Annotated in this window: 12 protein-coding genes; 2 read left to right on the plus strand and 10 right to left on the minus strand. The window is 44.1% G+C overall.

Features of this window, described 5'->3' with window-relative positions; translation table 11 throughout:
- The first annotated feature begins 393 nt into the window (after window positions 1-393).
- Together BLW49_RS01780 and BLW49_RS01785 are read left to right on the plus strand one after the other, a co-directional pair.
- Entirely contained in the window at window positions 394-2,139 is a 1,746-nt protein-coding gene (locus tag BLW49_RS01780) for an ABC transporter ATP-binding protein (RefSeq protein WP_090722922.1), read from the plus strand.
- 17 nt (window positions 2,140-2,156) lie between these two features.
- Complete coding sequence (locus BLW49_RS01785; protein ID WP_090722924.1) at window positions 2,157-4,223, plus strand: ABC transporter ATP-binding protein; 2,067 nt, start codon at window positions 2,157-2,159, stop codon at window positions 4,221-4,223.
- Between the two features lie 77 nt (window positions 4,224-4,300).
- On the opposite strand, the gene BLW49_RS01790 is transcribed toward BLW49_RS01785, so the two are convergent.
- The 10 genes from BLW49_RS01790 to argS all read right to left on the minus strand — a co-directional run bounded on the left by BLW49_RS01790 (window position 4,301) and on the right by argS (window position 15,724).
- The gene (locus tag BLW49_RS01790; RefSeq protein ID WP_177178617.1) at window positions 4,301-4,825 is read right to left on the minus strand and encodes a YdcF family protein; all 525 of its coding nucleotides are present in this window, start codon (window positions 4,823-4,825) and stop codon (window positions 4,301-4,303) included.
- A 70-nt stretch (window positions 4,826-4,895) separates the two neighbouring features.
- Window positions 4,896-5,396, minus strand: coding sequence for a hypothetical protein (locus tag BLW49_RS01795; protein ID WP_090722927.1), 501 nt, complete (start codon window positions 5,394-5,396; stop codon window positions 4,896-4,898).
- 82 nt (window positions 5,397-5,478) lie between these two features.
- Window positions 5,479-7,236, minus strand: coding sequence for a cache domain-containing sensor histidine kinase (locus tag BLW49_RS01800; protein WP_090722929.1), 1,758 nt, complete (start codon window positions 7,234-7,236; stop codon window positions 5,479-5,481).
- A gap of 22 nt (window positions 7,237-7,258) precedes the next feature.
- Window positions 7,259-8,422, minus strand: coding sequence for a response regulator transcription factor (locus tag BLW49_RS29070; protein WP_256209540.1), 1,164 nt, complete (start codon window positions 8,420-8,422; stop codon window positions 7,259-7,261).
- Window positions 8,423-8,541: 119 nt separating this feature from the next.
- Complete coding sequence (locus BLW49_RS01815; RefSeq protein ID WP_090722931.1) at window positions 8,542-10,215, minus strand: extracellular solute-binding protein; 1,674 nt, start codon at window positions 10,213-10,215, stop codon at window positions 8,542-8,544.
- A gap of 68 nt (window positions 10,216-10,283) precedes the next feature.
- Window positions 10,284-11,180, minus strand: coding sequence for a carbohydrate ABC transporter permease (locus BLW49_RS01820; RefSeq protein WP_047909634.1), 897 nt, complete (start codon window positions 11,178-11,180; stop codon window positions 10,284-10,286).
- Between the two features lie 37 nt (window positions 11,181-11,217).
- Window positions 11,218-12,081, minus strand: a complete 864-nt coding sequence (locus BLW49_RS01825; protein WP_371264528.1) for an ABC transporter permease — start codon at window positions 12,079-12,081, stop codon at window positions 11,218-11,220.
- 282 nt (window positions 12,082-12,363) lie between these two features.
- On the minus strand, window positions 12,364-13,071 hold the full coding sequence (locus tag BLW49_RS01830) for a hypothetical protein (protein WP_090722934.1): 708 nt from the start codon (window positions 13,069-13,071) through the stop codon (window positions 12,364-12,366).
- A 1-nt stretch (window position 13,072) separates the two neighbouring features.
- On the minus strand, window positions 13,073-13,963 hold the full coding sequence (locus BLW49_RS01835; RefSeq protein WP_090722937.1) for an ATP-binding cassette domain-containing protein: 891 nt from the start codon (window positions 13,961-13,963) through the stop codon (window positions 13,073-13,075).
- Between the two features lie 48 nt (window positions 13,964-14,011).
- Entirely contained in the window at window positions 14,012-15,724 is a 1,713-nt protein-coding gene (argS, locus tag BLW49_RS01840) for an arginine--tRNA ligase (protein WP_090722938.1), read from the minus strand.
- Window positions 15,725-15,789: the final 65 nt, after the last annotated feature.

Here is a 15,789-nt window from a genome sequence, read left to right on the forward strand (position 1 = left end):
TTGAAACATCCAAATTGTGAAAAAAGTTTGACAGATATTTAGTCCAGTGGTAATATCCTCTCATACGATTCCTAACGAATTAATTTCCAAATGAAAGGGTGACTCTTATGATTATTCTGAATGATTACGCACTACAGCTCAGACAACTTCATATAGAGCAGCCTGGTAACTGGAAGCTAATTCATACGTTTTAAGATGTTTATTTGAATGCACTTCTACATGAATTCACCCGCAGTTCTGCTCACGCACGTGACTTTGCTGCGTATGAACCTGATAAATAATAAGGCATACCGTTTGCGAAAGCGGTGTGCCTTTTTTGTCGCTTCAATCGGTATTTTCACTGCTAGAAGAAGAGTCGTGTCACATTTTCAGATAGGAAAGGAAGGGATTTACTTGTTTGCTGTATTAAAAAATTTAGGCTGGTATTTCAAGCAAGAACGAAGGCGATATGCAGTCGGTATGCTTCTGCTTATTCTCGTTGGTGTCTTAGAACTCGTTCCTCCAAGAGTACTCGGCATCGCCGTCGATGACATCGTTACCGGCTCGATTACTTGGTCTTCTCTCCTCACGTATATTTTCTTTATTCTCGGCATGCTGTTGATTATCTACCTCATTACATATGTATGGATGCATAAGTTGTTTGGCGGGGCCAATCTTGTGGAGAAGCTTCTGCGTTCAAAATATATGGGGCACCTGCTTCGAATGACGCCGCCATTCTTCGAGAGGAACCGTACGGGCGACTTGATGGCGAAGGCGACGAATGATCTTCGTTCTGTTGCCATGACTGCAGGCTTCGGAATGCTGACACTTACAGACTCTACTGCATATCTCGCTACAGTATTGTTAGCAATGGGATTCCTAGTAAGCTGGAAACTGACCTTAGCCGCAGTTCTTCCACTGCCTTTTATAGCGATTGCCATGATGATCTACGGTAAGAAAGTGCACGAACGATACACGCTCGCACAGGATGCATTCGGAGATATGAATGACCAGGTTCTTGAATCCGTAGCTGGTGTTCGTGTCATTCGCGCCTATGTGCAGGAACGTCATGATGAAAAACGTTTTAACGATATTACCGATGACGTATACCGCAAGAATCTCGCGGTCGCTAAGCTCGATGCTTTCTTTGAGCCGACCATTCGCTTGTTTGTTGGACTCAGTTATATTATCGGTCTTGGATATGGTACTTATCTTGTATTCCAGAATGAGATTACGCTGGGAGATCTCGTATCCTTCAATATGTATTTAGGGATGATGATCTGGCCGATGTTTGCCATTGGAGAACTCATCAATATTATGCAGCGAGGCAACGCCTCTCTTGACCGGGTAAACGAGACACTGTATGTCAAACCTGACGTCGAGGATGCAGAGCAGCCCGTTCACGTAAATAAGCCTGATATTATTGAAATGAAACAGCTAACTTTCCGCTACCCTACTTCAACGGTAGACAATCTGACCAATATCAATATTAGGATTAAACAAGGGCAGACCCTCGGCGTTGTCGGACGTACAGGAAGCGGCAAATCGACCCTGCTAAAACAGTTTCTGCATGAGTATCCTTCGGGATCAGGGGAGCTGCTCATCGGCGGGGCATCGATTGATGACATCACCAAAGATCAGCTGCACAGCTGGATCGGCTACGTACCTCAAGAACAAATTCTGTTCTCCAAAACGGTAAGAGAAAACATCCAATTCGGAAGACCGGGAGCAGCGGATAATGTCATTATGGAGGCCATTCGAACAGCTGCATTTGATGGTGATCTTGGCACATTATCGGATGGGCTAGATACCTTAGTCGGTGAAAAAGGCATCGCCCTATCCGGCGGACAGAAGCAGCGTGTGTCTCTGGCAAGAGCATTTATCTCCGACCCGGATATTCTTATTCTCGATGATGCCTTGTCTGCGGTCGATGCCAGAACAGAAGCCCGGATAATTGAGAATATCCGTAACAAACGTGATAGCAAAACGACACTTATCTCGACCCATCGCCTATCAGCGGTAGAGCATGCAGACTATATCGTCGTGCTGGACCAAGGTATCATTACTGAACAAGGCACGCATGATGAGTTAATCCAGCAGAATGGCTGGTACCGCGAACAATATGAACGACAGCAAGTCGAATCTAATCTAGAAGGCTAAGGAGGTGTACCGATCCTATGAAAAAAAGCACCGCTAAACGATTATATGAATATGCACTAAAATCAAAAGGGACATTTATTGCGGCTCTAATCATGCTCGCTATTGGTGTCGCAGCTGATCTGGCCGGCCCATTCATTGCCAAAAACATGATTGACAATCACGTTCTTGCCATTGAAAAGCCTTATTATGAAGCTGCACCCGGAGACAAGTCTGTCTTGTATAATGATCAATATTATAAACGCGGTGATCGATTCGAAGAGGGTGAGGCTCGCGGGGACGAAATTCGTGTGCTCCAGAGCGGACGCACCTTCTACCTGATCGATGAGCCTGTCACTATTGAAGGGGGAGATCGTTCATACTCCAACGGTGAGATGACCATCACAAGAGGTGAAGAAACGGCAACATACCAAGCCACCCCGCTTAGTGCCAGTGAGCTGTTCGCTTTTTACAAACCCGAGCTGCCTGGAATTTACAAGCTGATTGGACTGTACTTTGTATTCCTGATCGTTGCCATCGTCATGGAATTTGGGAAGACCTACTGGCTCCAATCCTCAGCGAACAAGGTCATACAAGGCCTGCGCAGAGATGTATATGCTCATATCCAAAGGCTACCGGTTCATTTTTTTGATAATCTGCCGGCAGGCAAGGTCGTTTCTCGAATTACGAACGATACAGAAGCAGTCAAAGACTTATTTGTCGCTGTTCTCTCCAACTTCTTCTCAGGCATAATTAACATGATTGGAGTGTACATTGCCCTCTTTATTCTGGATGTAAGGCTCGGACTGATTTCGTTGTTTGTCGTTCCGCTACTTATTGCCTGGATTGTGCTGTATCGGAGATTCGCGACTAAATACAATACGGTGATCCGCTCCCGCTTAAGTGAGATCAATGCGATGATCAACGAATCCATCCAAGGCATGTCCATTATCCGAGTGTTCCGGCGCCAGAAGAAAACATATGAGGAATTTGAAGCATTGAACGAAGATTATATGAAGCATCAGAACAAAATGCTGAATCTGAACGCCTTCACCTCCCATAACCTGGTTAACGTACTTCGTAATTTGGCCTTTGCTATCATTCTGCTCTATTTCGGTGCAGGCTCCATTGACGGCACAAGCATAATTTCACTGGGTGTCTTATATGCCTTTGTTGATGTTCTCGGACGTCTCTTCCAGCCGATTACAGGCATGGTCAATCAACTCGCAAGCCTCGATTCCTCCATGGTATCCGCAGGCCGTGTGTTTGAACTTATGGATGAAAAAGGCGAGAATGTCACCGACGGTTCGATGCCGAGGTATCTTGGAAATGTAGAATTCAAGGACGTATCCTTTGCTTACAAGCGAGACTATGTGCTTAAAAATATTTCCTTCGAAGCAAAGCAAGGCCAAACCGTTGCCCTGGTCGGTCACACAGGGTCTGGCAAGAGCTCAATCATTAACCTGCTGTTTCGATTCTATGATCCGCAGAAAGGCACAATCACCATTGACGGCAAGAATGTGCAAGAGCTTCCTAAACAATGGCTGCGTGAGCATATGGGAATTGTACTTCAGGACCCTTATCTCTTTACAGGAACCATTGCCTCCAACGTCAGTCTTGGGGATAAGAAAATAGCGAGAGAAACCGTCGTCAAAGCCCTCCGAGATGTAGGCGCAGAGCAGCTGCTCGCTCACTTGCCACAAGGGTTTGATGAACCGGTTGTTGAGAAGGGAAGCACCCTGTCTGCAGGGCAGCGTCAGTTGATCTCTTTTGCCAGAGCACTTGCCTATGATCCGGCGATCCTGATTCTCGATGAAGCGACAGCAAATATTGATACTGAAACCGAAGCCATCATTCAAGATGCTCTTGAAGTATTGAAAAAAGGCAGAACAACCTTCATCATTGCGCACCGTCTATCGACGATCCGCAATGCAGATCAGATTCTGGTTCTGCATAAAGGAGAAATTGTGGAAAGCGGCTCTCATGACGAGCTCATGGAGAAGGGCGGCCGATATTATCAAATGTATCAGCTGCAGCATGGGACTGGAGCATCTGAAACTACAGCTGCGAATACACACAGTATTGCAGGCGTATTGGGTAATGCTTAAGAAGCCGATGATTTCGATTCAGAAAAATCGTAAATAACACAACTTAAATAACTCTCTTGCGAAATATCGCAAGAGAGTTATTTTATCCACTGAATGACTCGGTATCCCATAAGCAAGAACGTTTCTCTCATTAAGAAAGGAACCTTTGTACGAAGACTCTGATATCTTGAATTCGGCGTTGGAGAGGATTTCACATCCATCCCAAGGTGCTCAGCAATGACCACGGCACGCTTCATATGCAGTGGATCACTTACCAGCGTGTAGGTACTTATGAGCTGAGCATCACCCAGCTTTTTTGCTTGAATCAAGTTTGTTTCTGTAATGCGTGAAACATCCTCTATGTAGATATCCTCTGGTACTACTCCATGTTGAATCGCATATCTTCGACCTACCTCAGATTCCGCATGGATATCCCTCTCGCTCCGTCCACCTGTAAATATGATCTTATCCGCATCACCGGTTTGATACAAATGAATAGCATGATCAATTCGCGATTGAAAGACAGGTGAAGGTGATTGGCCATAAACCGCTGCACCGAGTACAACTGCTGTATCTCCGTGACGCCGATGGTCCTTATGACTGTAAGAGACAATCTCCCACATCGTCATGCATATCCAGACAAATAACATTCCTATGAATAGGACACAAGCATATCGTATGGTTCTCCATTGGTTACTCCTGTGCGCTCGATTCTTCGTCGCTCGGATCTTGATCGATCTCCTCTTCTTCAAGCTCAAGGGAATTTAACAATACCCTCGTGTAATATAACAGCTTCTGCTCTAGATTCTGAGCCTGATCCTTAAATTCAATCAGTTCGTCAATCATTTGGCTGCGACCTTCACTGCTGAAAGTCTCCAGAATGCGTTCCTTGAAATAATCATGCACAATGTAATTTCGCTTCTTCCAAATATTGTTAAGAAGGGCGCTTTCCTCTTCTGTAAAAGCGAAATTGTGCTGTATTTCATTAACCAGTTGTCCGAGAGAGTTCCCTAATTTCTTATAGTATAACGAAGTTAACTCTTCCTCGGGGTTGACCTTACCTTGCGTGAGCTTCATAAGCACCAGCAAATTGACGAGTTGTTGTTCTAAAGCCTGTGAGTAATATACCGCCAAACCGTAATAAGAGAACAATTCTTTAGAATGCTCACTATCCAGCAGCCGATGCTCCTGCATACCTTGTCTCTCCTTTTTGCTTTCTTACATTTATGTTACTCGGAAAGCTGTGGAAAGATCAACCAAAATCTATCATACTTGGTCAAATCACGTTCTTTTCTTGGATTGGAATGGTAATTGATATGTTGGTACCTATCCCGGGCCGGCTGTATATGGATACGCCATACTCATCTCCAAAGGACAACTGGATTCGTCTATGCACATTAAGAATGCCATAGCCCTTCTGTCGATCATCCCGCGATTGCAGCAGCTGAGCAGCGTATGTCTGTGTCATGCCGACGCCGTCATCAATAATCTGAAGCAAAATATGCTCATCCTTCCGTTCACCAACGACTCGAATGTAGATTCGATCGCCAACCCATGCATGCTCCAGTGCATTTTCAATAAATGGCTGAATAATCAGTTTAATGGTATTAAACTTTAAAATTTGTGGATCAATGCAATAGTCCACCTCGAGTCGATCTCCATACTTCACTTTTTGAATATCCAGGTATGCCTTCACCTGGTCAAGCTCATCATGAATCGAGATGATCGTTCTTCCATCATTTAAGGTCAATCTGTAGAATTTCGCCAGATTCATAATCATTTGATGCTGCTGCTCTACACGGCCAAACTTTGCTAAACGGCTAATCGACGACAGTGTATTATATAAAAAATGAGGATTGATCTGAGCCTGTAACGATTCCAATTCTGCTTGCTTTTTCTTCAGATTGGTCTCGTATACTTCTTCAATTAAACGTTCGGTCTGCTCCCCCATTCGATTCAGTGCATCTGCAATAATGGCAAATTCATCGTTGCCCTTGTATGCGATTCTCTTGTGAAAATCACCTTGCTGGAACATCGTAAGTACAGATATCACTTTTGCGAACCTTCTGGAGAAAAAGCGGGAAATATATCCAGCTACCACACTGATAAGAACAACAAATAACAAGCTGATGAACAAAGTCATTTGATTGACCTTTTGCACACCGATCTCAAGCAAATCCTGCGGAACATAAGCATTAATCGTCCAGCCCAGCTCCGGCAGCTGTTCCGTAATAAGCAGGTGACCCGATCTGCTCTCAATGGGCTGTCTGCTGTGCTTCTCGGTTTGCATCTCCCCAGAGGAATACATCGTGCTGCCTCCTTGGTCAACCACTTCGAGCAGACTTCCCGGTCCAATTTTTTGGTAGTCAAGACTTGCAAACAGCTCGGAGAGATACACACTGCCGCGTACAAAACCAATCTCCTTCAGATCAAGAGGGTTCATTGTGTTCACAAGCCGCCGAAGAAGTGAGATTCTTCCGAATTTAGCATCATCGTCTACCTGTGTCCAAGTCTGCGTCTTACCATATTGTTCCTTCGGAAAATCCCTATACCAATCTTCATTCTGTATGCGGCTGATGTGATATACATCAAAATACTGCTGTTTAACCCGCAGCAAATCTATATTACCAGAGTCATAATAAATTTCTGGGAGATTATCATCTTTTAAATATATAGACAACCATAATTTCTGATTGGTGGATTCGACCGCTTGTCTGAACTTGGGCAGAAGAATCGTGGATGTCGTCTCGTAGCTGATCCACCCTTCTTCATAACGCATTAAATTGAGGGCAAGTGTTTCATCATAATAGAGCATATCTGCGATTCTTTCTGTATCATCCAGCTTATACCTTACATTATCCCTCATCTGGGATAACGTTCCTTGCAGGTTGTTTCTCGTTTGAGTCAGCATGGATTCAACTAAGATTGCATTTGCAGTGAAGCCGAGGATGGCCACAGGTAGGATAATAAGAATTAAATAAGAAATGAGAAGCTTCCAACCAAATGGAAGAAATTTCGGCTTAGGATTGTACATGATTACAAAACCCCATTCTTTATTATGCTTTTCTTCGATACTCTACTGGGGTCATTCCATAGGTTTCTTTGAACTGCTTGCTGAAATAAGGCATATACCTGTAGCCTACGCGATCTGCTACTTCATAGACCTTGATCTTTGGATCTTTGAGGAGATGACATGCTTTTTCCATCCTTAAATGTACAATGTATTCGTTATAGCTTTTTCCGGTCTCTTCCTTAAATATGGCTCCCAGGTAGTTAGGGGAGAAGCTTAGCTCATCTGCAACCTCACGCAGGGTGACATTTAAATGAAGATGCGCTTCCACATATTCTATAATTTGACCGACGATCTTCGTGTGCTTTTTTTGCTTCAGTCTCGGATGATTGCTGATATCAAACAGATCCATAAGATGCTTCGACAGCCAGCCTACTAATTCAGCTAGTGAACCTTTGCTCTTAATCGCCTCTACATCATGCTCTCCGAGCGGAATAAAGCCTTCCGGATAACCAAGCCTCGTCCTCACGTAGTGATCGATTTTAATGAGTAAGGAAATCACTATAAAATGAAGCTGTGACAGCAGGTTAAGTCTGTGTACAGGCTCCATAAGTTCGGTAATTTGCGCTTGAACCATATCTTTATCTTGAGCAAGAAGATAGGTAACCAGCAGGTCAAGAGGCTTATCAAAAAACAGCTCCTCGCTGTCCAAGTTCATATGGGATAAGGCAGGATGCTGCTCCGTTACGTTGATGCGTCCGCCCATGATACGATATTCAATCGTTTGTATCACAGCCTCACTGAACTTGTGATCGAGTTCGGTCCGGAGAAGCTGTTCATCCAGTTCACTCGTAATTTGCTTAAGCACGGATATGAGCTCCGTATCATCCATGGGTTTCAGGACATAACTGTATGCATGAAGTGTTAACGCTTCCTTCACATAGCGAAAATCTTGATAGCCGCTGACAAAAATAAGCTTCAAATTTTTATTCACCTTTAGCGCCGTTCGTGCAAGCTCAATTCCTGACATGCCCGGCATATGTACGTCGGTTACCAAAATGTCGATTGCCTGATTCTTGATGATTTCGAGGGCATCGAAACCATTATTCACGGCATCAACAATCCGAATCCCCAAATCATCCCATGGGATAAACCTTACCATCCCCTCAAGATCTAAAATTTCATCGTCAGCTATCAGCACTTGATACATATGACCACTCCCTGACTAAGAAAATAGAGAAAAATGATAAACGTGAGCACCGCTCACTTCAAGGAACGGTGCACGTTTATCATTATTATACTAGGATGAGCCTGCTTATCGTGAAGAAATTATTGACCACTGATTTGTGCTTTATTTTCTTGCCATTTTTGTGTCTTGAAGGCCAGCAATTTATCATAACCAACGGCCATTGCATCTTCCTGAGCCTTATCCAGAATACTTAGCACTTCCTCATCATTTTGTGCGTACAAGGCTTTGGCTCTGGCTTCATTGAAGATTTCATTTACTTGCTGCTGGATAATTCCTTCCTCGGATTCTGGAAGCGGAGCTAAGTTAATGAATTCAGTCGCATTGTATTGTGTCTTCCAGGTAATCTCAGATTGGTATCTAGTTTCCCAGTTCTGATCTTCGGGTGCAAGAGTTTGCTCAAACTTCATTTTGGAGTTATCGACGAAGACTGTATTTCCGTTCCACTGAAGGTTAACCGTTGCATCCATCATCTTCGAACGACCTTCGACATCCGTTACGAATGCATCTGTAAACAGTGGAGATCCTTCTTCATCAGTACCATCCCAATAGATCCCTTCTGGTCCCCACATAATAACCCGTTGACCTTCAGGGCCTGTGTACCAATCCAGGAAGGCAAAGATTTTCTCAGGGTCTTCCGCGCCTTTGGTAATTACGCTAACGTTCCAGCCTAGACTGTTATACGTACCCGTCCAAATTTTGTTTTTATCAAGCCCTTCTTTGTGCACCGGCCAGATCATGAAGTAGCCATCATTCGGATCCTTCTTCTTCAGCTCCGTGTCACCTACCGAACCGTATTCCGTAGGACTTGCCCCTGCGGCAACAGCTACACGTCCTGTATATACTTTTTCCTTAACCTGATCTTTGGTTTGAGTAAGGGCATCCTGTGCCATCAATTTCTCGCGGAAGAGCTTGCTCGCGTATTGAGTTGCTTCTCTGAATACAGGATCCGTGAAGATCGATGTCAATTGATCCCCATTGGGAACCGCTCTATTGCTTACAAATGCGGGTGGGTGATCCTCACCGAATGCACCGTAGAGGACATCCAGACCTTGGCCATCGACTGCAAGATCCGGCTCAAAAGGAATCACATTCGGGTATTTCTCTTTCACTTGTACTAGGTAGTTGTACAGATCGTCTGTTGTCTCGAGCTTAGGCTCACCCAGCTCTGTGTAAATCTTCTTATTAACAATGTAGCCTGCATTACCGTTAGGCTGGGAAGTATACCAGTTCGGGAACTGATACAGCTTGCCGTCGCTTGAACGAAGCATATTAAGTGTTTCTTCGCCTGCCCATTCTTTCAAATTAGGGTATTTCTTAAGATATTCATCAAACGGAACGAGTGCTCCAGCTGCCCGAAGACGCTCTACATCCGCGCCGCGATCGGTCCAAATGACATCTGGAAGTTCAGAAGAAGCAATCATCGTATTCAGTTTCTGAGCCGCATTTCCGCCGGAATTAATGGCGGTAATATCCACTTTTTTGTTTTCCTTAATCCATTTGCTGGCCTCGTCTCCGCCCCACTGAGGCATCGTATACCAGTCATAGTTACCATAGAAGGAGAAATTCAGCGGTTCTGCACCAAGCTCAAAATTGGTGGAAGCAGTCTCCTCCTTCGTTGTTTCAGGTGCTGGTTCGGCTTCCGGTGTATCCGTCGTTCCCCCGCTTCCTCCACCTGAACAGCCCGCAAGCCCGATGACCGAGGCCAGAAGCAAAGTCAGTGCACTACTCGTTCGATTCTTTTTACTTTTCCACATCTTCCATAACCCTCCCTTGTTTATACGGCGAATCAATCTATGGTCCAAAGTCTAGTGACTTTAAACACCTACTCTTTAAGTGAACCGACCAATACACCCTTAACAAAATACTTTTGTACAAAAGGATAAACCATAATAATCGGCAGGGTAGCGACCATCATTGTGGCCATCGATAAAGATTTTGAAGTTACTTCTCTCATTTGTGACATTCTCGATTGAGCTGCCGAGTCCAGCTGTGACATCTGTTCTGTCATAATGTTCGAATTTAATATTTGCTGAAGCATCGATTGAATGGGCAGTAAATTCTCATTATTGATGTAGATGCTCGGCAGGAACCATTCGTTCCAGTGTCCAATTGCGGTAAAGAGCGACAAAGTAGCGATCACAGGCCCCGATAGAGGAAGGACGATCTGAAAGAACGTTCGAAACTGACCGCAGCCATCAATTTGAGCGGATTCCATCAACCCATCCGGAAGTCCTTTGAAAAAGGTACGAAAAATAATCATGTTCCAAACACTGATCAATGATGGGATGATAAACACCCAGAAATTATCCATAAGTCCAAGTGAACGTACAACCATAAAGGTTGGAATTAGGCCGCCGCTGAAATACATGGTGACAATGAAGAAGACCATATAAAATTTCCTGCCAATCAGCTCACTCTTCGACATTGCAAATGCCAGCAAGGCAGTTAGTAAGACCGACAATATTGTACCAATTACTGTTCTCATGATGGATATGTAGAAGCCATTTAAGATACGGCTGTCCTGAAATACAATGGCATAATTCTCAAGTGTCCATACCCGCGGCCAGAAAGTCACACCGCCTAGAGCTGTATCCAGTCCCTGATTAAAGGAAATGACAAGCGCATTCCAGAATGGATAAAAGGTGGTGAACCCCAGGAGGATCAGAAACGTGTATATAAAGAGCATCAACATTCGATCTCCAAAGCTCCTATACTTCATCTAAATACCTCCTTATTGCGGTAACTGTGCTTGATATCTACCATAGACTATTCCCCGACTTTCTAGCTGCATAGTTAGCAAGTGTCAATAGCAAGACGCTGACAACTGCTTTGAACAGACCTGCTGCTGTAGCGTAGGAGAACCGCTGATTCTCAATCCCTGTCCTGTACACATAGGTATCCAGCACGTCGGATACATCGCGTAGTACCGGATTACCACCGAGCAGTAATATGTCTTCGAATCCTGCATTCAGCAAATTGCCGATCGCCAGAATAAAGAAGATGATGACTACAGGCATGATGGATGGAATCGTAATATATCGGATCTGCTTCAATCTGCTTGCTCCGTCCATTTGTGCGGCCTCGTACAGGTTGGGATTAATTCCGGCAATCGCTGCCAAATATACGATCGAGTTAAACCCGATCTCCTTCCACACATTGACGCTGACAAGAATTCCCCAGAAATATTCAGCGATCCCCAGGAAGCCGATCGGCTCATCAATTAAGTTAAGCTTCTGAAGCAGAATGTTCAAGCTACCGTTATCTGTGGACAAGATCGACATCGCAAATCCAGCAACGATAACCCAGGACAAGAAATGAGGCAGGTAACTAACCGTTTGGATGACTCGTTTAAAGGCCATCTTCCGCACTTCATTCAGCATCAGGGCTAGAATGATCGGTGCAGGAAAACCGATAAACAGCTTAAGCGCACTAATAATAAGCGTGTTTCTCATAATCGTCCAGAAATCAGGTGAAGAAAAAAACATTTCGAAATGCTTGAGGCCAACCCATGGACTCGCCCAGAACCCGTCAAAAATGCTATAGTCCTGAAAAGCCATTAGTACTCCGTACATCGGAATATAGCTAAATATGAATACGAGAATGAGCGCAGGGATGACCATAATCTGTAACTCCCATTGCTTCTTCAATCGAACAGCAAGACCTCTGGATCTTTTGTGCTGTGCCAGTTTTGTATTCGTAGAGATCTCTGACATTGCTCCCCCTCCTCTTGTTATCCATTGTAAAATCTGGAGGATGCAGATTCTATATCTGTAATTAACGAAAAATTATAAAAATCAATGATAGTGTAAGAAATAATAACACATTTCTGTCTTAAAATAATAAAAAAGATCTATACTGCCGATATTCTTCGACAAATATAGATCTGCGTCATAATGTAAGCGTTACAACATAACATCCTTTCTTTTCACAGAAACATAAACATAACATGATAACAAAATGATAACGTATACAATCACATGCAATGTAGAAGCTGACATGGTAACAACATCATTTGGATTTAGCATGGCTTTAATATTCGGTAGAGCTGGAGGAAATAAATAGGTTAAAAAGTACAAATAATCGGGAAGCCATCTCTCCACTTGAGTATGCATCATTCCGCCCATTAACCAAATGAACAATACAGCAAGCGCGTTACTCTGGCTCTTAATCCAACTGCGTTGAGTAAATAAGGATATTGATATACCGAGCAGGCCGAGTGTGTAGTGTCCAATAACAGCTGTGACTAGCTCTGAAATGGTTGGTAGCCGCTCAAACATCCAAGCTGCAATAGGAAACATTATTGCTATAAGGGTCATAACAGCGACAACTATAGAGCAGGCGATCCACATTCCAATAAAGTATACCCACTTTTTTCGGCAATGTATTATAGTAATCGCCCGCTGATCCGGATGCTCGGCTTGATAGAATCCTCGTCCAATCCAGGCAGAAGCAAAAAAGAGCAGGGCAGCCGTCACACTATAGCTATCCGCAATCGGATTCGGACGGTAAGAATACTGAATTGCCATAATAAAAAGATAGGTGACAATGGGTGCGAAATAATAGGGTGAACGAATGAACGTTCTTAAAAAATAGATCAAAAGAGAGTTCAACTCAGTCCCTCCCAATTGTATAAAAATGATATTCGTCATGTGTAACAGATTTAATGGTACCGCCTTGCCTTATAATATTTAGAATGAGCTTATCGCTTGATGCTGCAGTAACCTTTATCATACAGAACATTTCATGTTTTGCTGTCTCCTTGCATATTTCTATAATTCCTTCAAATGCTCCTAGCAGAGCAATTTGGTCATCCGTTAAGTTTCCAGCCTTGATTACCACTACATCTGTAAATGTTAACTCTTCCTGCTGAATCACTCTATACACCCGTCCATTCTCTAATTCAACAACAGAATCAGCTATTTTATGTATAAGCATACTTTCATGACTGGCACAAATGATTGTCGTTCCTGCCCGCTTCAAGTCATATAGTATTTCAGAGAAATGAAGCTGGGAATCATAGTCAAGACCAGATAAAGGCTCGTCGAGCAGCAGCAAGTCAGGTTTTCCCATAAGAGCCTGAATTAAATTCACCTTCTGTCTCATCCCTTTAGAAAAAGAAGCAATCTGCTGTTTCGTGTTTTGCTTTAAATGTAAAGCATCCATCAAGGTCATCATTTGACTTTGAGCCTCTCTCCGATCTAATCGCTGGATGCCGCCCATAGACAATAAATATTCCTCTGCCGTAAACGGAAGAGGCGGGAGTCGATCTATAGCATAGCCTGCTCGAACATCCGCTATATCACCAGTAGCGCTCCATGCGGTAATTTTCCCGCTCGATGGAAAAAGCAGCGCTGCTAATATTTTTAGCAGCGTACTTTTACCCGAACCGTTATGACCTGTGAGGACAACACATTCACCTTGACGAATATTTAAAGAAATATCCTTCAGAACTACTTTCTGTTGATAGGTCTTATTCACCCGATGCAGACAGATGGTTGGCATAATCTCCTCCAATGAACAAGTAGTAAATACTTATGAGCAATCTAGTTATTACATCCGTTCCGGTGTCTGCACGCCTAGCAAACCAAGTATGCCTTTAATTCGTTGTCCAACAATCTCGCTGAGCTTTAGCTTGTAAGTCCGTTCATTCTTAGGGCTCCCCAGAATTTTTTCTTGATGATAGAACCGATTATACAGCTGTGCTAAATCAATGACGTATCTTGCCAGCACAGAAGGCTCCTTTAAACGAACCCCTCTTTCGAGCTGTTCAGGGTAACGGGATAAATGCTTCATGACTGCCCAGGCTGCATCACTGATCTGTACCTGATCTGAGTGTTCGTCAGCTGCAGATTTCGAAGTTTCCTGTATTTCCTCATCCGTGTTGGTATTTGCTTTGGACAGCAGGCTTTGAATTCTGGCATGAGTGTACTGAACGTAAGGTCCCGTCTCTCCTTCAAAGCTGAGCGCTTCCTCTAGTGAGAAATCCACTTCGTTTAATCGGTGATTCTTCAAATCACCAAAAACGATCGCTCCAAGTCCGACCTGCTCAGCTACCTCAGCAGCATCTTGGAGATTCGGATTTTTTTCGTTGATAATTTGTGCTGCCCGCTCTACCGCTTCATCCAGCACTTCCTCAAGAAATACAACCTTGCCGCGTCTTGTAGACATTTTTCGTCCCTCAAACTTCATCAGACCGAAGGGGACATGGATGAAATGCTCGGACCACTTCTCTCCCATCTTCGCGAGTACAGCAAACACCTGCTGAAAATGAAGCTTCTGCTCGGCACCCACGACATAGAGCACTTCATCTGCCTTCATGACCTCATGACGATAGTATGCGGTGGTTAGATCCCGAGTTGGATAGATGGTTGTTCCATCCTTCTTAATAATTAAACAAGGCGGCATCCCTTCCTCATCCAATCTGACGACCATGGCTTCGTCACTTTCCGTAAGCAGACCGGACTGTTTTAGCTTGGTCACTGTATTGTCCGTTTGATCAATATAATAGCTCTCTCCGAGCACATGATCGAATTTAACGCCCAGACGGTCGTACATCCGGTTAAATTCCTGCATGCTGATATCGACAAAATACTTCCACAAGGATACAGCTTCCTCATCCCCTTGCTCAAGCTTCTTGAACCATGCTCTAGCTTCCGTTCCCAGACTTGGGTCGTTCTCTTCTTCATCGTGGAATTTCACATACAATCGCAGCGATTCCTTTATCGGCTCTTTCGCGAGTCGTGCATCTTCCCCCCATCTTTTGTAAGCCGCAATCTGTTTACCAAACTGAGTCCCCCAGTCCCCCAGATGATTCACACTTTCTGCTGTATAGCCTGCCTCTTCATACATTCGATACAGCGCTGCCCCAATGACTGTGGAACGCAGATGACCGATACCAAAGGGCTTCGCAATATTGGGAGATGACATGTCAATCACCATTTTTTTGCCTGCTCCGACCTGTAATTTACCAAACTGCGGATCAGCAAGCCTTGTAAGCATAGCCGAAGCCATATTTGTGCGTTCAAAATAAAAATTGATGTACGGGCCTGCAGCCTCAGCCCGAAGCTCGGGACTTGTTAGGCTGGCAGCCAGTTCTGCTGAAATAACAGCCGGAGCCTTCCTCATTGTCTTAGCAAGCGTAAAGCAAGGAAAGGCCAAATCCCCCATCTCTGGACGCGGTGGTACCTCCACCATCGCTTCAATCTCCACTCTCGGTAAGTCCAACATCGGTTCTAACAAATCGACAACCTTATTTATCAGCATATACATACACTCCTATTCCAATATATACAAAAAAGCTCCCGCCTCTGTATATTACAGAGACGAGA

The organism is Paenibacillus sp. PDC88, from assembly GCF_900106725.1.
GTDB lineage: Bacteria > Bacillota > Bacilli > Paenibacillales > Paenibacillaceae > Paenibacillus > Paenibacillus shunpengii.